Genomic DNA, 20541 nt, shown 5'->3' on the forward strand with positions numbered 1-20541 from the left:
GGCAATCAGATTAGTAACACTGTCGCCTCATCATCTCTTTAAGTTGAGACGTCAATCACTTCAAGCTTCAAGTTACAAATGCTAATCAAGCAACAAGTCTAGCTAGCAGTCAAGCAATTATTAACTAGATATGTCTCATACTTTGACTGTTGAGTATTGACTATTGCTGAACACTACTTGCTAGCGCTAGCACCACCACCAACGTTGATTTTATATTCTGGACTAATTTGATCAGCGGCAGCAGCAACTTTTGTAATTACGTTTTGAGGTAAAGGAATATACCCTAGTGCAGTAGCCTGCTTCTGACCTTCAGTTAAAGCGTATTCGATGGTGGCTTCCATTGCCTTGGCTTTTGCCGCATCGGGATATTTATTGTAAACCAACAGCCAAGTGTAAGTAACGAGAGGATAGGCATCGGCTCCTGCCGGATCAGCAATGAAACCAATAAGGTTTGCCGGCAGGGGTTCTGATTCTAGGGCTTTAGATGCTGACTCCTCAGTAGCTACAATAGAGTTACCGCTTTTGTTCTCCAAAGCAGCAAACTTGAGATTGTTTTCTTTGGCATAAGTGTACTCAACATAACCAATAGAACCTTGGGTTTGTTGAACTTGGGCGGTAACACCCTCATTACCCTTGGCACCAACTCCCGTAGGCCAGTTGACAGTTCTGCCTTCACCAACTTTACTCTTCCACTCTGGGCTGATAGCGCTAAGGTGTTTTGTGAACACAGCTGTGGTTCCGCTACCATCAGAACGATAAGCAACTACAATCGGCTGGTTAGGAAGCTTAGCACCAGGGTTAGCCGCAGCAATTCTCTGGTCATTCCAAGTTTTGATTTTGCCTAGCAAAATGTCGGTATAAACTGCTCGTGGTAATTTTAGTTCTGGAACATCTGGTAAATTGTAAGCCAGTACGATGCTACCAGCAGTCACAGGTAGTAAAATCACGCCTCTATCCTGTGGTACTTTCTTAATTTCTTCTGGCGTCATAGCAACATCGCTAGCACCAAAATCTACAGTACCCTTGATAAATTGCTGAACTCCAGCACCACTACCAACTGACGCATAGTCAACTTGCAGATTTGGATATTTTTTGTTCAAATCCGTAAACCAGGTATCGTATATTGGTGCAGGAAAAGATGCACCAGCCCCGGTTAATTTTACGTTTCCACCAAGATCTAGCTTGGCTGGGCTAGAGGCAGTAGTATCTGTAGCAGTTCCAGAAGGAGTAGTTGTATTATCTGAAGTTTGCTGTCCGCCACAAGCAGCTAGTCCAATTGTCAGTGCTAACACTGAAATTGAAGCTGTGAGACGATGATTTTTTATTACATTTACAGATGAAAGCATCGCTATCGATTCTTAGTAAATTTCCAGGTGAGCGCTTCTAAGATACCCTCAAATGGTAAAGCTAAAGGTAAACAAAAGGTTAACAAAGTCAAAAAAACATATTTTTTTTAGATGAAGATCAAACACTTGTTCCCTCTTTAGTTAGATAAAATTTATACTTCTTCAAAAAGTATTTGTTATAAAAAACACACTCAAATTTTTATTTCTACATGTTTACAAAACACAAGCTGTGGTGTGATTTCATCTGTCGGGTTATCAAAAAAGATGTAAATAAATAACAAAAAATGGTATGCCCCAGTGTTTAATTAAGTTTAATAATAAACTTTAATTGTGCATTATGCCTTGCCTTGTATGAATCTAAAGTCAATAGCGAAACAACTGAATCAGTGAAATTATTACTAAAGGAACATCAAATTTCCTATGTATAGAGAATATTTGCGCGATCGCCCAAAATCCAAATAGTGTGTTAGAAAACTATCTTAAACATTTTGCAGCGAAATCTGGTTTGAGTAAAATCAGCAGTATATATACTAATTATGTGAGCATTATGTGAGCATTTATTTTACACTATCGGCTCAAGTAGCAAATTAAAACCACGCCTCAGTCACGAAAATTGGGCTATGGACGTCTGAGCTAAAATTTTCAGAACTGACAAGTTATACACCAAACGCAGAGGCAAAAGGAAATATGCTACTTCTTGAGGTGTCAGCACAAATTTTATTTAGATATTAATGTCTATACTGGTTTCTGTTGGTTTTCCCTTTTGCCCTTCCCCCTTTTGCCTAATAAATGTTTGCCGTTTCCAATCAATTACTATGGTCTATGATTGGCTTACTCCTGACAATGGGTGGCACTTTCTTAGAAGCTTATGGCATCACCTTACCTTGGAGTTGGAGTAAGCATGGAATTCAGACTTTTTCTTTAGGTGTCACTTTTCAAATTGGCGCAGTGCTATTGGTGGGTTGTTTAGGGGGTAAAAACGCTGGTGCGCTCTCGCAAATTGCTTATTTAGTCATGGGGTTAACCTTACTACCTGTATTTGCTGATGGCGGCGGTATCGGTTATGTCAAGCTATCTCAGTTCGGCTACCTGCTAGGCTTTATTCCTGGAGCTTGGGTTTGTGGCTTTTTCGCCTTTAAAGCTAGACCTCGACTAGAAACTCTTGCCTTTAGTTGCATTTGCGGCTTGTTGACTCTCCACCTATGCGGTATTACTTATTTGATTATTAGCTATCTTTTTCAGTGGAAAGGTACAGAAAATTTACCATTAATGCAAGCAATCCTCAAATACTCTTGGTTTGCACTACCTGGGCAACTAGCTGTAGTCTGCGCCGTCAGTGTCATAGCATTTATATTGCGTCACTTAATGTTTTATTAGTTCGTTGTTATTCGTCCTTTGTCATTTATCCTTTGTTAAAAGCTAATGACCAATGACCAATGACCAATGACCAATGACCAATGACCAATGACTAATTCACAATGTATTTAAAAAATCGCCTTTTTTGGATTGCTTCCTTCATAGCTTTTTTCTTAGACCAACTGACAAAATACTGGGTGGTGCAAACCTTCAGCTTGGGACAGACACTACCACTCTTACCTGGTATATTTCACTTCACCTATGTCACTAATACTGGCGCAGCTTTTAGTTTGTTAAGTGGGAAAGTAGAGTGGTTGCGCTGGCTATCTTTAGGAGTGAGTTTGGTATTGATAGCATTAGCATTGTTTGGCCCAGTGTTAAGCCTTTGGGATCAACTTGGCTATGGCTTGATTTTAGGTGGTGCTATCGGTAATGGTATTGATCGGTTTGTTTTAGGCTACGTCGTTGATTTTCTCGATTTTCGCCTGATTAATTTCGCTGTATTTAACGTAGCAGATTCATTTATTAGTACTGGCATTGTTTGCCTGCTAATTGCCTCTCTGCAAAAAACACCGACTTCCAATCGCAGATCGCGGTAGCCCTGTAAAGACTATTTATAAATAAAAGATTAAGTAGCAGATAAGTATAATTAAATACGAAATTATCTTAGTTTGTAGTGAGCGATTCATCGCTCAAAACAAGGATGATCAGGATTAAAGTCTCTACTACAAACTTTACTTTAATTTATTTACGCTTAGCTACTTAATGTATATTATTGCACATAACATGCCAAAAAAGACAGTGCCTTATAGCTAAAAAATCTACCAGTGATTTTGAAACGACTAAACCTGGGATTGATAACCCCAGGCTGTTGACGAGTGAAACACTGCTCATTTCTATGTGAGATGACTTGAGCTATTGTTTCCAGATACTTGCATCAGCCACTAATTAGTTTAACTAGTGACTGATGTTAGATGCACCAATTATTGTTGATCACCAATTTGCAGCACATCATCCTTAGCTCTTACTTTTAGTTACTTGGAGTAGGAGCTGTTGGCGTAGAATCTGGAGCTGTGCTGGGACTAGAGCCTGGTTCGGTAGTACTACCGGGATTACCAGGTTCAGATGGTGTTGGGTTTCCTGGTACTGGAGTTAAGTCACTGGGGCTGCCAGGTTCAGGTGATGTTGGGCTTCCTGGTACTGGAGTCAAGTTACTGGGGCTGCCAGGTTCAGGTGATGTTGGGCTTCCTGGTACTGGAGTCAAGTTACCGGGGCTACCAGGTTCAGGTGATGTTGGGCTTCCTGGTACTGGAGTCAAGTTACCGGGGTTACCAGGTTCAGGTGATGTTGGGCTTCCTGGTACTGGAGTCAAGTTACCGGGGCTACCAGGTTCAGGTGTTGTGACGCCTTCTGGTGCTGGAGTTGTACTTTCGGGAGTAGTACTACCAGAAGGTGTGGTTTCTTCTGGTGTAGTGCTACCAGGGGTGCTGGGAGTGACTGGTGTGCCACCAGGACAACGGGAATTAAGTGGGAAATTCTCGCACAGAATTTTCATTCCTTCTGGCGACATCTTGATTTCCGTTGGTGAACTGGTGGACTCACTGCTGGATTGGGCTATAGGGGATTTACTAGATTGAGCAACAGCAACACTAGTGGAGAGTGCCAAAGTTAGAGCTGTACCAATCAGGGTCAGAGATTTTCCCATCATTCTGAAATTAACCTCAACGGAACTCTCGACCTATTAAATCAGACAATGAGATTTATAAAATCTGCCTAAATGAGGATGTTTACATTTGTTTCAGAATTTGTTTATGTGTTAAGGCGGTAAATTCAATCCTTTATTGATTGATTAGTAGTGTTTAAAATTACAAAAATCAAAGGACTGGTTGTTTTTCTTAAAATATAAAAGGTACATAAAATAAGCACTTGAGAACTGTAAAAACAACAGTGTCTTTAGAAATTAAGTGACAAAATTAATAATGCAGTTCTGCTTATTAGATATTTTTGGGTATAAAATTAAATCTTTAATAATTACGTATAGCCAATTTCTTCTTTGGCTTATGAGTAAAATGGTGGAAGATTAACATTTGAGATTGCAATTGCCCCGATTTTTCACTAAAAAAGTGTGATGTGAATAGCCGATGAGTTCCCCCACCCAGCCCCCTCGAAAGCCTCAAACCTTACTTGGTCAACTGACTCAAGCAGTACATACTATCCAAGCTAGGGTTGATTTTTCTAAACTGGCGCTCAAGCCTAATGCCAAAGTACCGGAACTGTGGGTGCAGGATGCGGGGGCGGATAAAGCGGAGGTATATCCGCTGTTGGGCGATCGCTATATCCTAGGTCGTAGTTCTAAATCCAGCGATATTGTAATCCGTAATCCAGTTGTCAGCCAGATTCACCTGTCACTGTCGCGGGATTCTACTCAACGTACACCTGTTTTCATCATCAAAGATGAAAACTCCACCAATGGTATTTATCGTGGTAAGCGTCGGGTCAGTTCCTTAGAACTACGTCACGGCGATATCCTCACTCTGGGGCCACCAGAACTTGCTGCCTCTGTGCGCCTGCAATACGTTGATCCACCAGCCTGGCATGTCAAAGCAGCAACATGGACAACTTATGGTATTGGCGGTGCTAGTGCCTTGTTGGCGTTAGTCATTGGCGTCGAATGGCTAAAATTTTCAGTAAGACCTCTACCGACAGCGACCCGCGCCCCAGTGGTTGTTTATGCCCGTGATGGAGCTACTCCCTTGCGAGAACCTCGAACTACTTCCCACGTAGACATGAAGCAATTGGAGGACTTTGGCCCTTATTTGCCTGCTGCTGTCGTCGCTTCAGAAGATAGCCGTTATTACTGGCACTTTGGGGTTGACCCCTTGGGAATTTTGCGAGCCGTGTTGGTAAATAGCCGCAGTGGAGATGTGCAGCAAGGAGCGAGTACTGTAACCCAGCAAGTTGCACGCAGTTTGTTCCGCGAATATGTAGGCAGACAGGACACCCTCGGACGCAAATTACGGGAGGCAATTGTCTCCTTGAAGCTAGAAACGTTTTACAGCAAAGATGAAATTTTGCTGACCTATTTAAATCGGGTTTTTTTAGGAGCTGATACCTCCGGTTTTGAGGATGCTGCCCGGTATTACTTTGATAAGTCAGCCAAAGAATTAACTCTCTCTGAAGCAGCGACTTTAGTGGGAATTTTACCAGCCCCTAACGCTTTCGATTTTTGCGGGGATGGGCCAAATAAGTTAGAAGCAGCTGAATATCGCAATCGCGTGATTAAGCGATTGCTGGAGATGGGCAAAATTAAACCAGATGATGCCAACCGAGCCAGACGCTCCACTGTCCAAGTCAACCCCAAAGTCTGCGAACAACAAGCTAAAACCATCGCTCCTTATTTTTATAGTTATGTCTTCCAAGAACTCGAATCAATTTTGGGGGAAGGAGCAGCCAAAGAAGGAAATTACATCATTGAGACTCAGCTCGACCCAGCAATTCAAGCTCAGGCAGAACTAGCTTTGCGTAATTCTGTAAACAGCGCTGGTGCAAATTTTAATTTTTCTCAAGGAGCGGTAGTTACCCTTGACTCCAGTAGTGGCAGCATCCTCGCAATGGTAGGCGGAACTGATTACAGAAAAAGTCAATTTAATCGCGCTGTCCAAGCTAAAAGACAACCCGGTTCTACCTTCAAAATTTTTGCTTACAGTGCTGCTGTTCAGCAAGGGATTCCAGCATCAAAGACTTATTCTTGCTCTCATTTGAGTTGGCAAGGCTTTACTTACAAACCTTGTCGTGCTGGTGCTGACATTAGTTTAGATATTGCTACCGGGCTTGCACTTTCAGAAAATCCGATCGCGCTGCGAGTTGCCAGAGAAGTCGGGCTAGATAAAGTGGTAACGATGGCGCAGCGTTTGGGGATAAAATCGCCTCTCGATCCTGTTTCTGGCTTAGTATTGGGTCAAAGTGTGGTTGATGTTTTAGAAATGACTGGCGCTTTTGGTGCTATTGGCAATCGCGGTGTGTGGAACCCTCCCCATGCGATCAGTCGAATTCTAGACAGTGGTGATTGCAAGGATCGCAACAATATTAAAACCTGCCGTGTGATCTACTCATTTGATCGAGATCGTCGGGACGCCAATAAACGAGTGCTGCCAAATGGTGTAGCCGATGAGATGACTGGCTTGATGCGTGGGGTAGTCACAAGAGGGACTGGCCGCAGCGCAGCCATTGGGCTAGGGGAAGCTGGAAAAACAGGCACAACTGATAAAAACGTTGACTTGTGGTTTATTGGCTTTATTCCCAATCGACGACTCGTAACAGGTGTTTGGCTAGGAAACGACAACAATTCCCCGACATCTGGTAGTAGTGCTCAAGCGGCTCAGTTGTGGGGAAATTATATGAGGAGAATTACAAGGTAAATTCGTAATTCGTAATTTTCAACTATGAATTACGAATTACGAATTATGAATTATCACTGATATCCTTGCCAAGGAATGACTTCTAGTGTACCGCTAGGCTTGAATAGCACTTGAAAATGGGCAAGAGGTTCTTTGTTATTGGGAGCAGCTACATTAGAGCCGTAAATGGCTTGGAACATCTTAGGTAGAGGTGTTTCCCGAAAATAGTCAAAGGCAACTTGATTGAGTGGTTCGTAGTCGGCAATCACACCATCTTTGTTGACTGCTACCCGATATTTTAGATCTCGCGTAAAAGTGGGTTTACCACTCCAACTTTGGCGAACTGTCTTATAAAGCCTTTGGTTTAAACCCTTGACTGTTTTGGAGTCAGTAATTTTTTCTCCAACTACCTCTGGTGTCCTGAAGTATCCCCGCCAAGGACTAACTTCTAATACACCTTGTCTAGTAAAGACTACTCGAAATTGGGCGATCGGTTCATTGGAAATAGGAGCGCGGTTCGCAGGGTTATACAGGAGATTAGGCAGAGGAGTTTGCTGTACTCCTTGATTTGCATCTTTATTCAGCGCTTTATAACCAACAATCGCCCCATCCGCAGCCACACCCACACGATAGATTAATTCCTGTTTTAAGCCTAAGCGATTAGTCCAAGCTGGATGAATTTGGTTATAAACTTGGCGGTTTAATGCCCGCAGCTGGGACGCATCAGTAATTTCTGAAACTGTATTTAACAGTGCTTCTAAATCTGTAACTGCGGGTTTCGTCGTGGATGCAGGAGTTGCAGCAGCTACGGCCGCTGGCGTGGGAATTGCAGCAGCAGCTATAGGCGTTACAGTGGGCGATGCTGAAGGAGTGACGCTGGGTATTGTAGAGCTAGTCTGCTCATCTGGTTTCGGCGCTGGTGGACGCACTTCGGGAGGTGGAATCAAGTTAAAGGCGATCGCTGCCACTGCTAAACTTGAGACTCCTACGGCAGCAGGTATTGCCTGTTTGATAAAGGCTGAACTAGCACCACCATAGCGTTTGGTAACTGGTTGTAGTTCTAATGACAGTTCTGGTAAAGTTTGAGTATCAGCAAAAAACTGATCAACTGCTTCTACTAAGTCAAACAGCTGTACTGTACTCAAATCTATTTGAATAGGTGGTTTAGGGTAATTAGAGTTAGACTCAAAATTCTCTGGAGAACTCTCCGAATGCACAATTAACCTGTGTTGATTGCTGTCAATTTTCTGAAACTCTACTAGTTCCGATTCCTGGTTATGTGCTTGAGGGTTTGTTACATTACTCAGAAATTCTTGGGCATAGGCACTAACCGCCCTGACCAAACTTTCAAAAAATTCTCGCCCTCCCACCAAGGGCTGATTATAACCAGATAAATAGCATTCTGCATTTACCAATATTGACAGTTCTGGGCGCAGTTCTTGAAAGTTTGCGGCCCTATTTATATCACTTAACCCTTCTAAAAGTAGCGTACAATTAGGCAGACTGTACTTACGTTGAATGTTCATTCTACTTCACCGTCAAAAAGACTAATCCAGAACCGCTGCATTCCCGCCGTACCGGTACAGAATAGTAATTGTCCTAATAAATTTATTGCCAACTCATCTAATTTGGCATCTGAAGTCAATGCTAATACACCAGAACGTCGAGCATTCATCCGGCTCTTAAAATGCGCTCTAAACCGCTCCAAGTAATTAGATAGCCGCAAATTCTGTTCTAGTGGAATCTGTTTTTCATCCATCTGTTGATATATCATTAATAACTGGCGGATGACAACAGTTAAACGCCGCGCTATGTAGCAAGCAATCACCACCAAAGCTTTAGCTTCCATAATGGTTAAGGGGCGGCGGATATGCGCTCGTCGCAGGGGGTTAGAGCTACGCATCCGCCATAAATTCACCCTATCTTTAATAATTCCTTTAAGATCCAACTCTTGGGCAAAAGTCAGGATCGCTTCAGAACCGCCAAGTTCTAAAGCTTCAATCGCCAATAAAATCAGGTCAATTTGCAGACGGGTTCTCCGAGGACATCCCTTGGCAGCGATCGCCGGATCTGGTAGAGTCTCCAGAATCATCGGCAGCGACTCTTGGGTTGGACTGTTGAACGGCGTTAAACTTGCGGAGACATTCATTCTATAAATACCTTTTGCGGTTCCAACAGACTAGGTAAAACAAATTTAAGATAGGTAGCCAAATCAAGAATGTTAGACTTAGTAGCAGTAATAAGACTACCTGATATATACATTACTTAACTTTTTCTACTCAAAATCCGTATACTGAAATCAAAGTTTTAAAGCATAAATCAATTCACCTCGTTTATTAGCGCAATACTTTCCCTAGCTTGGTTTAGATTCTAATTATCGTCAATAAATAGCGATTCACCTTCGATCCCCAGCGTATGACATTATAGTGTACGATTTTTCAGGTATCTGGAATTGGGGGTTGGGGGCTGGAGACTAGGTACTAGAAACTCGGAAGGGGAAAGGAGAAAGGCAAAAGAAATTTATTTACCCTTTACCCCTTACCCTTTAACCTTTTCCTTCTTCAATGCCCCATGCCCTATGCCCTATGCCCTATTCCCCAATCCCTGTTTTATGAATTTGAAGTCTCTAATTCGTGACATCCCTGATTTTCCCAAACCCGGAATTTTATTTCGGGATATCACTACCCTGCTGCGCGATCCCGAAGGACTGCGCTATACTATTGACATTTTTACACAAAAATGTATTGAAGCAGAGATCAAAGCGGATTATGTTGTTGGCATGGAGTCGCGGGGGTTCATTTTTGCCTCACCTCTAGCTTATAAATTAGGGTCTGGTTTTATTCCCGTCCGCAAAAGAGGTAAGTTACCAGCAGCAGTTCACTCAATTGAATATGAACTAGAGTATGGTATGGACTGCTTGGAAGTACATCAAGACGCTTTGCACCCAGGTAGCCGGATTTTGATTGTAGACGATTTAATTGCCACGGGTGGAACTGCAAGTGCGACAGCAAAGTTAGTGCAGAATATTGGCTGCGAACTGGTGGGGTTTGGGTTTATTATCGAGCTACGGGATTTGCAAGGGCGTAAACATCTGCCGGATGTGCCGATTATTTCCCTAATTGAATATTAGTCATTGGTCATTGGTCATTAGTCATTAGACAAAGGACAAATGATAAATGATAAAGGACAAACGACAAAGCGCAACGACAAAGCGCAAAGTCTGAGCTAAACCTTCCTTAGATAAGACGCCAGTTCGCACAAGTCGGAGAACCCGCCCAAGCGACTGGCTCAACTTTGTAAGAGAGGACAAAGGAAAAATGACAAATGACATCTACGAGAATTTCCTTAGAGACAGGACGGGCTTGGCTAATTAGATTAGTCACGAATGAGACTTTTATTTATGTGGTGAAGCGGCTATTGCAGGCACTACTGACTTTGTTTTTGGCGTCAGCATTGTCGTTTTTTATCATTCAACTTGCTCCAGGGGATTATGTAGATACGTTGCGGCAAAATCCGAAGATATCCCCAGAAAGAATAGAGGAAATCAAGCGGCAATTTGGACTTGATAAGTCTTGGCCAGAGCAATTTGGGCTGTGGCTGTGGCGAATTGTCACAAGAGGCGATTTTGGTACGAGTTTTGTTTACCAACGTTCAGTAGCGTCGTTGTTGTGGGAACGAGTACCAGCAACTTTGCTATTAGCGATCGCATCTTTAATTGCAACTTGGGCGATCGCTATCCCTTTAGGGATATTTGCCGCTGTCCAGCAAAATAAGCTAGGCGATCGCATCTTACAGGTAATTAGCTACGCCGGACAAGGCTTTCCTAGTTTCATTACCGCCCTAGCGCTACTGGTCTTTGCCCAAATGACCTCACCGCTTTTCCCAGTGGGTAGTATGACTAGCATTAATCATGCGGAACTGTCTTGGTTTGGCAGATTACTAGATATCGGTTGGCACATGATTTTACCAACTATTGCCCTCTCGATTACTAGCTTTGCCGGTTTACAGCGGATCACTCGCGGCGAATTATTGGATGTTCTGCGTCAAGATTACATCCAAACGGCTCGTGCTAAAGGATTGCCAGAAAATCGTGTGATCTACGTTCATGCTCTCCGTAATGCGATAAATCCCTTAATTACCTTATTGGGTTTTGAATTAGCTGGTTTATTAAACGGTGCCTTCATTGCCGAATTTTTCTTCAACTGGCCTGGTTTAGGGAGATTGGCTTTACAAGCTTTACAAGCTCAAGATTTATATTTATTAATGGCAAGCTTGGTAATGGGTGCAGTGTTACTTATTGTTGGCAATTTAATCGCCGACTTAATGCTAAAAGCTGCCGATCCGCGTATTCGTCTAGAAAATCTTAATTAGTCATTTGTTAGGAGTCAAGGGTCAAGAGTCAGTATTTATTCTACCCTGCCCCCTGCTCCCCTGCTCCCTCAATCATCTCCATCTCCATGCTCTCCGAAGTCTATTACCTAGTGCGTTCACAAACTGACGGGCGTTATCTCATAGCTCGTCCTGACGCTGAAGGATCAGGTTATCTGTTGTTGTTTCGGGAAAACTTTGACGCCTTAAGCTATCTCAACACCCATGCGGCAGAAGTAGCAAACCGCTTTGCTGTGGAATCTATTCCTGGCACACAAGTGGGAAACTTGTTGAAACGCTGGGGTTTTAGCGGTGTAGGTATTGTTAGTGATCCTTTATTGCCCAAAGTTGAATTTTTACAGCACAATTAGGTTTTTGGATTGGCGTAGACGTAAAGCGGTGAGCCAGTCCGGTGGACGGGTTCCCAAGGCACTCCGTTGGGCGGCTACGCCGACTTGTAGGAAGTGCAGTCGGCATAAAGGAACTGGCGTTAGCGTAGCGGTAGTGAGGTATGAGCTCACCCGTAGGGCTTGTCATCAGACATCGCTTGCTAATTTGTTAAGTAAACCAAGGTGCGATCGCGCAAGTAAAATCAGGCAATAAAGGTGAATTCAGTTCATCACCCTTGAATAAGGTGGCAACTAACTTCAAACTTCCTTGTTCGCGTCGATAGACTTCTACCTGTTGCTTACGCCAATCTACAATCCAATATTCTTTGACACCTCCTGATGAGTAGAGTTTAAGTTTTAGTTCCTTGTCCCGCTTTTCATTCTCACTACCGGGAGATAGTACCTCTACCACTAGTTCCGGTGCAGCAGTCAAATGCCCAGCCTCATCTAAAAGTAGAGATAATCTTTCACTGCTAGCCCAGACAATATCAGGGATCACATTATCATTATCGCCAAAAATTATTCCTGGAGCAGGTACCACCTGTCCCAAAGAAGTAGCTTGTGACCAGATATCCAAAGCAGTACAAATTCTGACACAGGTTTTTTGATGGTTCCAGTGAGGCGCTTTTGTCACAAACAAATCCCCGTCGATAATTTCATAGCGGTTCCCGTTATCTGGAAACAACTCCAAGTCGGCGGTGGTCCAGCGGACTCTCTCAGATATCGGCTGGTTCATAAATCATCTCTATGAGGGGATTTATTAATTTTAGTCTGGGTAGAGAAAGGTGACAGGTAATAGGAAATAATCTGTAGCCTATAACCTGTATCCTATTCCCTTCTTCAGTCCCCAGTCTTTACACAACTACTTTTTCTTTCTCTAATATCAGCTTAGAACGCTTCACCTGCTCAGGAATCGCCACGGGATAATCACCAGTGAAGCAGGCAGAACAAAAACTATTGGTGTCTTCTTGTGTCGCCTCTAGCATTCCTTCCCAACTAAGATAGGCGAGGCTGTCAACTTCTAATTGCTGAGCAATCTCTTCTACTGACTTAGTAGCAGCAATTAGCTGATCTTGGCTATCAGTATCGATGCCATAGAAGCAAGGGTGAGTTACTGGCGGGGAAGAAATTCGCATATGCACTTCCACTGCACCTGCCTCACGCAAGGTTTTGACTAGTTTACGGCTGGTAGTACCCCGGACAATAGAATCATCCACAATGATTACTCGCTTACCCACCAGTACATCTTTGAGGGGGTTTAGTTTCATGCGGATACCTGACTCGCGCATGGTCTGTGTGGGTTGAATGAAGGTTCGCCCAACGTAACGATTTTTAATCAATCCTTCAACATAGGCTACACCAGAGGCTTGAGAAAACCCAATAGCAGCAGGTATACCCGAATCAGGAACACCAAAGACAATGTCGGCATCTACAAGAGATTCTTTAGCTAACTGCCTTCCTAACCGCATTCGGTAACTATACAAACTCTCGTTGTGCATAACGCTATCAGGGCGGGCAAAGTAAATCATCTCAAAGATACATAGCTTCCGCTGGGGCTTTTGGCTCCAGTGGTAGGAAGCTAAACCTTCTTCGGTAATCCAAACTAACTCACCTGGTTCTACGTCTCGCAGGTATTCGGCTCCAATGATGTCTAAACCGCAAGTCTCGGAAGCTAAAACGTAACGGACTGGATTACCTGCCAAAGTGCCAATTACTAAGGGGCGAATGCCATTGGGGTCGCGGACACCCATAACACCGCTAGGAGTGCCAATGACTAAACTAAAGGCTCCATAACAGCGGTGAAACGCTTGAATCGAACCTTCTAGCCAATCTGCTCCAGAATTGATGGCTTCTGCGATCGCAAAAGCGATCATTTCTGAGTCCGTTGTCGTTACTAAGTTGCATTTGTTCTCCAACAACTCTTGACGCAACTGCATAGTATTGACTAAATTTCCATTATGTGCTAGGGCTAATGTACCTAAGCGAGTTTCAAGTACAGCAGGTTGGGCATTAACTTTGCGACTAGAACCTGTGGTGGAATATCGAGTGTGACCAACAGCTAGGTTTCCAGGCAACTGATTCAAGATGGATTCATTAAAGACTTGGGATACTAATCCCATATCTTTGTGGAGGTGTACTTGTGTACCCTCAAATGTGGCAATCCCAGCGGATTCTTGACCCCGATGCTGGAGGGCATACAATCCAAAGTAGGTCAGCTTCGCAACGTCTTCTCCTGGTGCGTAAATGCCAAAAACACCGCAAGCTTCTTCTGGCTTATCAGAACAATTTTCATGATTATTGATTCGGTTGTTAGTCTGTTCGGGGTAATCATCCGAAGTGACGGGATGGATGGGAATCATGCTAGCTTTGCTCCTGGTGGGGGGGTCAAGTCACTGGGATTGTGTCGTTAGACAGTTAGAGATTTCTTAATAAATCTTTAACCATCCATTAAAACAGTACCGTAATTATGCTCAAGGACGCTAATAGTTCTAAGTTATGTAAGTTGTGAGTGAATCTGATACTTATAAATCAGCACTCTAGCTCACGACTGAGAAGTAGTGGTGTGGACAGCTAAACGTTTAGAGATGGCATTGTAAAAGCGATCGCTAATATCTTCGATCCTAACCTTGATTAAAGTTTGATTATTAGCGGTTAAAACCCCCAAATCAGTGTCGAAATTACCCACCAAACCCAATTTTTGCCATTCCTTACCCAGATGTTCCTGTAAGTAGGGTTCCCAAACTTCTTGGTGTTTTGAGGGTACAGAAACTAAAATTCGCGCTCCACCTTCGCCAAATAGCAATTCATCAAGGCGTTGTAATTGGGTACGTGGTATTTCTAAATTGATTTCGGCACCGAGGTTACTAGCAATACAACATTCTGCTAGGGCAATAGCTACTCCTCCCTCAGCACAATCGTGAGCTGAATGTACCCAGCCAGCACGAATGCCTTCACGACAAACTTTTTGTACACGACGTTCTAAATCAAAATTTACCCGTGGTGGTTTTCCGGCAATAGTGCCGTGGATAGTGGCTAAATACTCAGATGCTCCCAAACTGATTGTGGATGCTAAAGGTAATCCCAGTAAATAAATCACGTCACCGGTCGCCTGCCAACCTTGACCACAAATTTTAGTTATATCGGGAATTAACCCTACCATACCCACAACTGGGGTGGGATAGATTGGTTGCGGAGTGCCTTGAGAATCAAGAGTTTCGTTGTACAAAGAAACATTTCCGCCTGTGACTGGTGTTGCCAATTCTCGGCAACCTTCAGCTAAGCCGCGACAAGCTTCTGCTAATTGCCAGTAACCAATCGGTTTTTCTGGAGAACCAAAATTCAGGTTATCTGTCACCGCCAGAGGTTCTGCACCCACACAACTGAGGTTGCGTGCAGCCTCAGCCACCACAGCTTTAGCCCCCTCATAGGGATCAAGGTAAACATAACGAGGATTGCAATCTACCGTAGCGGCTACCCCACGTTGTTCATTCGTGGGACTTTTTCCCTTATCTGTTTCTAGGGGGCGTAAACGTACCACAGCAGCATCCGCACCACCTGGTAGAATGACTGTATTGTTCTGCACTTGATGATCATACTGACGATATACCCAGCGTTTAGATGCGATCGTGGGTGTATCGAGCAAAGTTAAAAGAATATCATTCCAAGTTTGCAAACGTCCTGAGATTTCAACACCAGCAGTTGTACAGGGGGGTAAAGATTCAGGCGTCCATTCCCAAGCTTTCAGAGCATATTCTGGCGGTTGAGCCAACAATTCTCGGTGATAAACAGGAGTATTCTCCGCCAACGCCTCAGTTGGAATTTCTGCTGCTACTTCACTCTGAAACAGAATCTTCACAATGGGTTCAGAAATGACAGTACCAGCAACAACAGCCTGAAGTCCCCAACGGTGGAAAATATCTATTAACTCCTGCTCACGTCCCTTGTGGGCAACAAACAGCATCCGTTCTTGAGATTCTGATAGTAGGTATTCATAGGGAACCATCCCCAACTCCCGCACGGGAATTTTATCTAAATCCAGTTCAATCCCTACACCGCCTTTTGCTGCCATCTCTGATGTAGAACAGGTGATCCCAGCTGCTCCCATATCCTGTGCAGCGACAACTGCACCTGTTTTAAAAGCCTCCAAGCAAGCTTCAATTAACGACTTTTCCAAAAAGGGATCGCCTACTTGTACTGCGGGACGGTCATCCATTGACTCATCACTCAATTCTGCGCTAGCAAAACTTGCACCTCCCATACCATCGCGTCCGGTGGTAGAACCAACATACAACACAGGGTTGCCTAAGCCAGATGCCCCAGATTTGACGATTTCTGGTGTTTCCATCAACCCCAGTGCCATGACATTCACCAGGGGATTACCAGAGTAAGCAGGGTCAAAGTAAACTTCGCCGCCGACAGTGGGCACTCCCACACAATTACCATAATGGGCAATTCCCGCTACTACACCGCTAAACAACCGCTGGGTTTTGGCATCTTCTAAGGAACCGAAGCGCAGTGAGTTTAATAGAGCAATAGGACGTGCGCCCATTGTAAAGATATCTCTTAAGATGCCTCCTACTCCAGTTGCGGCTCCTTGGAAGGGTTCAACAGCTGAAGGGTGGTTGTGGGATTCAATCTTAAAAGCTAATTGCAGCCCATCGCCTAAGTCCACAACACCAGCATTTTCACCAGGCCCTACGAGAATACGGGGCCCGGCTGTAGGAAACTGTTTGAGTAAAGGTCGAGAATTTTTGTAACAGCAATGCTCTGACCACATCACCCCAAACATTCCTAATTCAGCTTTGTTGGGATGACGCTCTAATCGGCGGACAATTTCTGCGTATTCTTCTGGCTTTAGACCTTCAGCAGCGATTTCTTCAGGGGAAAAGGGAGCAGCGGATGTGGCGGTCATGGAAGTAATGCACCAATTGAACAGAGCATTATTCTATCGATTTACTTGCCCTCTAGGTGCAGTTCTAGGAATGTAGATAGTTCTTTCTTTGTTTTTGTAAAGTAAATACCCACACAATATTTACTAAATTTTTACATAATTGGGTTTTTTTGCACCCTTCCATACAGTGTCTAGATAGAACTAGGCTTTGTCATCTGGGTGAACATTCCAGACGCTATAAAGTCTATATGTCTATAGTGTCTACAGTAGGTATGGAATTACTAGGGTATATGCAGTTTAGCTGTAACAATCAAGTGATAACAATCACAAGTATCCTTGATTAAGATCGTCTCCATGCAATTACTAAGCAGGCATAATTAATTACAACTGAACTCTAGCCGAGTCATTAATAGGGAACACACTAATTGCCGACAGCCTCCGTAAGGAACTGTCGGCTTTTTGTCATTTGTCGTTGGTCATTTGCTAATAGAGGTATCCAAATATCGGAGGGGTTCACCCCGTTGTAGCAAGTGGCTTGAGACGCCAATTTATCTCCATTGTAGGAACTTGGCGTGATGAGGGTAAGGATTTACGTAAGAGACTGCATGAGATGCGATTTGCTTTGCCACTGCCCCTTGGGCGATCGCGCAATCGTCCGCAATCGGCGATCGCAAGCAACAATGAAAGTAGACTTTCAAGCTAGTCATAACAAAGAATGATAGACAATTGCATAAAATTTCCCCACAACTGGTTGGTAACTTGACAAAGATTTGCCACAGCCACTACCAAGCGTGGGGAAGGTATGATCAAATTGGAGATTTTATGCGAGTCTAGCGCTAATGTTTTGCACTCAATCTAGCAGACTGGAAGTCCACTTCTAAAAACAGCACACACTTTGCATTAAGACATCGCCTGAATGATGTAATCAAAGTATGGTGATGCTTCGATAGCATCTTCCGCACTTAGTAAGCCAAGGGAGGCTTTTTTCAGTGAATTGATGGCTTCTACCATTCCTGGTACGGGAACACCGAGTGAGTTATACATTTCCCGCACGCCAATTAAACCGATTTTTTCAATTGGCTCTTTGTCGCCAGCAAGCACGCCATAGGTAATCAGGCGCAAGTACCAGCCAAAGTCACGGATACATAAAGAACGTTGACGTTCTCCGTAAGCATTACCACCGGGTGAAATAAAGTCGGGACGCTTCTGCCAAAGCTGTTTGGTTGCTTCTTGAACAATCTTTTTTTCATTTTCAGCTAAGGTAGCAGCAATCCGCGTCCGTTGTAGACCGGTTTGCAAAAATTCTTCGATACTCTTGAGTTCGCCACTGCTGGGATAACGCAGTTCGTCGTCGGCTTTGAGAATAACTTGGCTAATTACAGTCATGATTATTGCAATCACGCAAAGAAATATTATTTGCTAGTTTAACGAGTTGTAGGTACACAAGTGAAGAGAGATGAGGGAGATGGAGAAGCAGAAGAGTAGGCGGATATCTTGACAAATGACAAATGACTAATGACCAATGACTAAAATAATTTGGCAACAGGGTGAATTAATTGAAGTTACGATCGCCGACTTAAATGATACAGGCGACGGGGTAGGACGCTTTGATGAACGCGTAGTATTTGTCCCGGACACCGTCCCAGGCGATCGCGCTCTTGTCCGCTTGATGCATGTTAAGCCTAAATACGCTCACGGCAAGCTCCAGCAGCTATTGCAACCATCCCCTCACCGGATTCGACCTAGTTGCATTGTGGCTGATAAATGCGGTGGTTGCCAGTGGCAACACATTAATTATGATCACCAGCTAGCAGCCAAACGCAATCAAGTTATCCAAGCTTTGGAACGCATTGGCGATTTTGTCCAACCACCTGTAGATCCGGTACTAGCTGCTCCTTCTGCTTTAGGCTACCGCAACAAAGCTACTTATCCTCTAAGCAGATCGGCTACAGGACAAGTCCAAGCTGGTTATTACCAAAAAGGCAGCCACCAATTAATTAATCTAAATCAATGTCCAGTTCAAGACACGCGATTAAATCCCTTGCTGGCCGAAGTTAAACAGGACATTCAAAAGCAGGGTTGGCAAATTTACGATGAACAGCGTCATCAAGGGGAAATTCGCCATCTCGGTTTACGCATTGGACGGCGCACAGGGGAAATGTTGCTGACTTTGGTGGTGAAGGACTGGAATTTACCGGGAATTGAAAACCAAGCCCAAGAATGGTTGAAGCGCTATCCCCAGTTAGTGGGTGTGTCTCTGAATCGGAATCGCGATCGCACAAATGTGATCTTTGGAAATGAAACCCGTTGTATTGCCGGAGTTCCCTATCTGCGAGAAAAGTTTGCTGGATTGGAATTTCAAGTCCGTCCAGATACATTTTTTCAAGTTTATACAGAAACAGCAGAGGCGCTATTACAAATAATTCAGTCAGAACTTAATCTTCAAGGGCATGAAGTGCTAGTTGATGCTTATTGTGGCATTGGGACTTTGACTTTACCTCTTGCGAAGCAAGTACATCAAGCTACGGGGTTAGAAGTGCAACCAGCAGCGGTGGAACAAGCTATTTTGAATGCTCAGCATAACAAAATTAATAATGTGACATTTCAAGTTGGGGCAGTGGAAAAGTTGCTCTCAAAAATGGGCACAATACCAGAAGTAGTTTTACTTGACCCGCCACGTAAGGGATGCGATCGCGCTGTCATTGATACTTTACTGCAAACTAAACCATCTCGAATCGTTTACGTCAGCTGTAAAGTAGCTACCCTCGCCCGTGATCTCAAACTACTCTGTCAAAACGGGCAGTATGAGATCACACGGGTGCAACCTGCTGATTTTTTCCCCCAAACGGCTCATGTGGAAGCTGCTGCCTTTCTTGTGCTATCACATTTGGATAAGGGTGCTGAGTCCTTCACAAAAACTCAAATTTGAAATTTGTAGTCTAGTGCATACTAAAAATGCTAAAATCGAATTAAGCTAAAAATAGATTTCATTTTGTTTAAAGAAATTAAAGTTGCATAGGCTCTTAAAAACATGAAATGGGTTGTCTAAATTACAGATCGGCAAATAGGAGAGTATAACAATACTCATTCAAATTTTCAGCAGCTTTGAAGTTGCTAGTGTTATCAGGTTCGTCATCCCACCAGCCGCTATATATCCAAACAATCCTAACTTATTCATTGAGTCAATGCTCCCTAGCATTTTCAAAATTTAGTTTTAAAGACGCAAGTTTGAAGGCAGCATGACCACCTCAACTTTTATCAGGGTGCCTGTTAAAGCAAACTGATGTCTAGCTAACTGAAAGCTATGGGGTTTCTCTTGTGATTACCATTTCGCTTCGTCCCGTTGGACGCTACTGGGGCACAATTAGTTTCGCCTCTACTCTCTATCTTTGTCCGATATTAGATTTATTGTTGGCAGAAATTCCAGCAAAACTCCAAGCAGAACTGCGACTAGGACTCCAAGAAGCCTTAGTGAACGCAGCAAAACATGGCAATAATCTTGACCCAAGTAAAAGAGTTGTAGTCCGTTTTTCTTTAATAGATAATCAATATTGGTGGGTAATATCAGATCAGGGTAGTGGCTTTTGTCCTTCATCTGCTAATGATGACGACGAACTCACAGATTATCTGCCACCAGATGAGGCAGAAAGTGGCCGTGGTTTATGCCTTCTGCATCAAATTTTTGATCAGGTAGAATGGAACCGCAAAGGCACAGAATTAAGACTTTGTAAACAAATGGAAAATCGCCCCCGGCTATCTCTGCGACGGTGAGTGCAGGAGGCGGAGATAAGTAG

Annotated in this window: 17 protein-coding genes; 9 read left to right on the top strand and 8 right to left on the bottom strand. The window is 43.7% G+C overall.

Going from position 1 to position 20541, the window contains the following annotated elements; genetic code table 11:
- Window positions 1–173: 173 nt before the first annotated feature.
- Window positions 174–1346 carry a phosphate ABC transporter substrate-binding protein PstS gene (gene pstS, locus HCR01_RS16530; protein ID WP_193197229.1) on the bottom strand — a complete coding sequence of 391 codons (1173 nt, stop codon included), beginning with the start codon at window positions 1344–1346 and terminating at the stop codon, window positions 174–176.
- Between the two features lie 789 nt (window positions 1347–2135).
- On the opposite strand from pstS, the gene HCR01_RS16535 reads away from it, so the two are divergent.
- The 4 genes from HCR01_RS16535 (at window position 2136) to HCR01_RS16550 (ending at window position 7120) form a co-directional block, all read left to right on the top strand.
- Window positions 2136–2723, top strand: a complete 588-nt coding sequence (locus HCR01_RS16535; protein WP_193197230.1) for a biotin transporter BioY — start codon at window positions 2136–2138, stop codon at window positions 2721–2723.
- A 101-nt stretch (window positions 2724–2824) separates the two neighbouring features.
- Window positions 2825–3301, top strand: a complete 477-nt coding sequence (lspA, locus tag HCR01_RS16540) for a signal peptidase II (protein WP_193197231.1) — start codon at window positions 2825–2827, stop codon at window positions 3299–3301.
- Window positions 3302–3775: 474 nt separating this feature from the next.
- Window positions 3776–4339, top strand: a complete 564-nt coding sequence (locus HCR01_RS40445) for a hypothetical protein (RefSeq protein ID WP_193197232.1) — start codon at window positions 3776–3778, stop codon at window positions 4337–4339.
- A 504-nt stretch (window positions 4340–4843) separates the two neighbouring features.
- Window positions 4844–7120, top strand: coding sequence for a transglycosylase domain-containing protein (locus tag HCR01_RS16550; RefSeq protein WP_193197233.1), 2277 nt, complete (start codon window positions 4844–4846; stop codon window positions 7118–7120).
- A 53-nt stretch (window positions 7121–7173) separates the two neighbouring features.
- On the opposite strand, the gene HCR01_RS16555 is transcribed toward HCR01_RS16550, so the two are convergent.
- Window positions 7174–8625 (bottom strand): DUF4335 domain-containing protein, encoded by a 1452-nt coding sequence (locus tag HCR01_RS16555; RefSeq protein WP_193197234.1) that lies wholly within the window; start codon window positions 8623–8625, stop codon window positions 7174–7176.
- Entirely contained in the window at window positions 8622–9248 is a 627-nt protein-coding gene (locus HCR01_RS16560) for a DUF3038 domain-containing protein (protein ID WP_193197235.1), read from the bottom strand. Before HCR01_RS16560 ends, HCR01_RS16555 begins: the two co-directional genes overlap by 4 nt.
- Before the next feature lie 462 nt (window positions 9249–9710).
- Here HCR01_RS16560 and HCR01_RS16565 point away from each other — a divergent pair, with 462 nt between their 5' ends.
- The 3 genes from HCR01_RS16565 to HCR01_RS16575 all read left to right on the top strand — a co-directional run bounded on the left by HCR01_RS16565 (window position 9711) and on the right by HCR01_RS16575 (window position 11838).
- Window positions 9711–10229: an adenine phosphoribosyltransferase gene (locus HCR01_RS16565; protein ID WP_162394324.1), complete on the top strand. Its 519-nt coding sequence runs from the start codon at window positions 9711–9713 to the stop codon at window positions 10227–10229.
- 194 nt (window positions 10230–10423) lie between these two features.
- Window positions 10424–11470: an ABC transporter permease gene (locus HCR01_RS16570; RefSeq protein WP_193197236.1), complete on the top strand. Its 1047-nt coding sequence runs from the start codon at window positions 10424–10426 to the stop codon at window positions 11468–11470.
- 86 nt (window positions 11471–11556) lie between these two features.
- Window positions 11557–11838, top strand: a complete 282-nt coding sequence (locus HCR01_RS16575; RefSeq protein ID WP_193197237.1) for a hypothetical protein — start codon at window positions 11557–11559, stop codon at window positions 11836–11838.
- Here HCR01_RS16575 and HCR01_RS16580 read toward each other — a convergent pair.
- The 5 genes from HCR01_RS16580 to HCR01_RS16600 all read right to left on the bottom strand — a co-directional run bounded on the left by HCR01_RS16580 (window position 11824) and on the right by HCR01_RS16600 (window position 18133).
- Window positions 11824–11988, bottom strand: coding sequence for a hypothetical protein (locus tag HCR01_RS16580; RefSeq protein WP_193197238.1), 165 nt, complete (start codon window positions 11986–11988; stop codon window positions 11824–11826). The genes HCR01_RS16575 and HCR01_RS16580 overlap by 15 nt on opposite strands.
- 37 nt (window positions 11989–12025) lie before the next feature.
- The gene (locus HCR01_RS16585; protein WP_193197239.1) at window positions 12026–12592 is read right to left on the bottom strand and encodes a Uma2 family endonuclease; all 567 of its coding nucleotides are present in this window, start codon (window positions 12590–12592) and stop codon (window positions 12026–12028) included.
- Between the two features lie 118 nt (window positions 12593–12710).
- Window positions 12711–14216 carry an amidophosphoribosyltransferase gene (purF, locus tag HCR01_RS16590; RefSeq protein WP_193197240.1) on the bottom strand — a complete coding sequence of 502 codons (1506 nt, stop codon included), beginning with the start codon at window positions 14214–14216 and terminating at the stop codon, window positions 12711–12713.
- 182 nt (window positions 14217–14398) lie between these two features.
- A complete protein-coding gene (gene purL, locus HCR01_RS16595; protein WP_193197241.1) occupies window positions 14399–16768 on the bottom strand; it encodes a phosphoribosylformylglycinamidine synthase subunit PurL in 2370 nt (789 codons plus the stop codon).
- Between the two features lie 879 nt (window positions 16769–17647).
- Window positions 17648–18133: an allophycocyanin subunit alpha-B gene (locus HCR01_RS16600; RefSeq protein ID WP_193197242.1), complete on the bottom strand. Its 486-nt coding sequence runs from the start codon at window positions 18131–18133 to the stop codon at window positions 17648–17650.
- Between the two features lie 136 nt (window positions 18134–18269).
- Between HCR01_RS16600 and rlmD the strand changes: the two genes are divergently transcribed.
- Window positions 18270–19676 carry a 23S rRNA (uracil(1939)-C(5))-methyltransferase RlmD gene (gene rlmD, locus HCR01_RS16605; protein ID WP_193197243.1) on the top strand — a complete coding sequence of 469 codons (1407 nt, stop codon included), beginning with the start codon at window positions 18270–18272 and terminating at the stop codon, window positions 19674–19676.
- 389 nt (window positions 19677–20065) lie between these two features.
- Window positions 20066–20518 (top strand): ATP-binding protein, encoded by a 453-nt coding sequence (locus tag HCR01_RS16610; protein ID WP_191756191.1) that lies wholly within the window; start codon window positions 20066–20068, stop codon window positions 20516–20518.
- The last annotated feature ends 23 nt before the right edge of the window (window positions 20519–20541 follow it).

This window comes from Nostoc sp. MG11 (assembly GCF_014904695.1).
Lineage (GTDB): Bacteria > Cyanobacteriota > Cyanobacteriia > Cyanobacteriales > Nostocaceae > Komarekiella.

Excerpts from the sequence above, each read along its gene's own strand:
- purL (WP_193197241.1), bottom strand. The coding sequence starts at position 16,768 with ATGACCGCCACATCCGCTGCTCCCTTTTCCCCTGAAGAAATCGCTGCT.
- HCR01_RS16600 (WP_193197242.1), bottom strand. The coding sequence starts at position 18,133 with ATGACTGTAATTAGCCAAGTTATTCTCAAAGCCGACGACGAACTGCGT.
- HCR01_RS16535 (WP_193197230.1), top strand. The coding sequence starts at position 2,136 with ATGTTTGCCGTTTCCAATCAATTACTATGGTCTATGATTGGCTTACTC.
- pstS (WP_193197229.1), bottom strand. The coding sequence starts at position 1,346 with ATGCTTTCATCTGTAAATGTAATAAAAAATCATCGTCTCACAGCTTCA.
- rlmD (WP_193197243.1), top strand. The coding sequence starts at position 18,270 with ATGACTAAAATAATTTGGCAACAGGGTGAATTAATTGAAGTTACGATC.
- HCR01_RS16585 (WP_193197239.1), bottom strand. The coding sequence starts at position 12,592 with ATGAACCAGCCGATATCTGAGAGAGTCCGCTGGACCACCGCCGACTTG.
- HCR01_RS16575 (WP_193197237.1), top strand. The coding sequence starts at position 11,557 with ATGCTCTCCGAAGTCTATTACCTAGTGCGTTCACAAACTGACGGGCGT.
- HCR01_RS16550 (WP_193197233.1), top strand. The coding sequence starts at position 4,844 with ATGAGTTCCCCCACCCAGCCCCCTCGAAAGCCTCAAACCTTACTTGGT.
- HCR01_RS16560 (WP_193197235.1), bottom strand. The coding sequence starts at position 9,248 with ATGAATGTCTCCGCAAGTTTAACGCCGTTCAACAGTCCAACCCAAGAG.
- HCR01_RS16555 (WP_193197234.1), bottom strand. The coding sequence starts at position 8,625 with ATGAACATTCAACGTAAGTACAGTCTGCCTAATTGTACGCTACTTTTA.
- HCR01_RS16570 (WP_193197236.1), top strand. The coding sequence starts at position 10,424 with ATGACATCTACGAGAATTTCCTTAGAGACAGGACGGGCTTGGCTAATT.
- lspA (WP_193197231.1), top strand. The coding sequence starts at position 2,825 with ATGTATTTAAAAAATCGCCTTTTTTGGATTGCTTCCTTCATAGCTTTT.
- purF (WP_193197240.1), bottom strand. The coding sequence starts at position 14,216 with ATGATTCCCATCCATCCCGTCACTTCGGATGATTACCCCGAACAGACT.
- HCR01_RS16565 (WP_162394324.1), top strand. The coding sequence starts at position 9,711 with ATGAATTTGAAGTCTCTAATTCGTGACATCCCTGATTTTCCCAAACCC.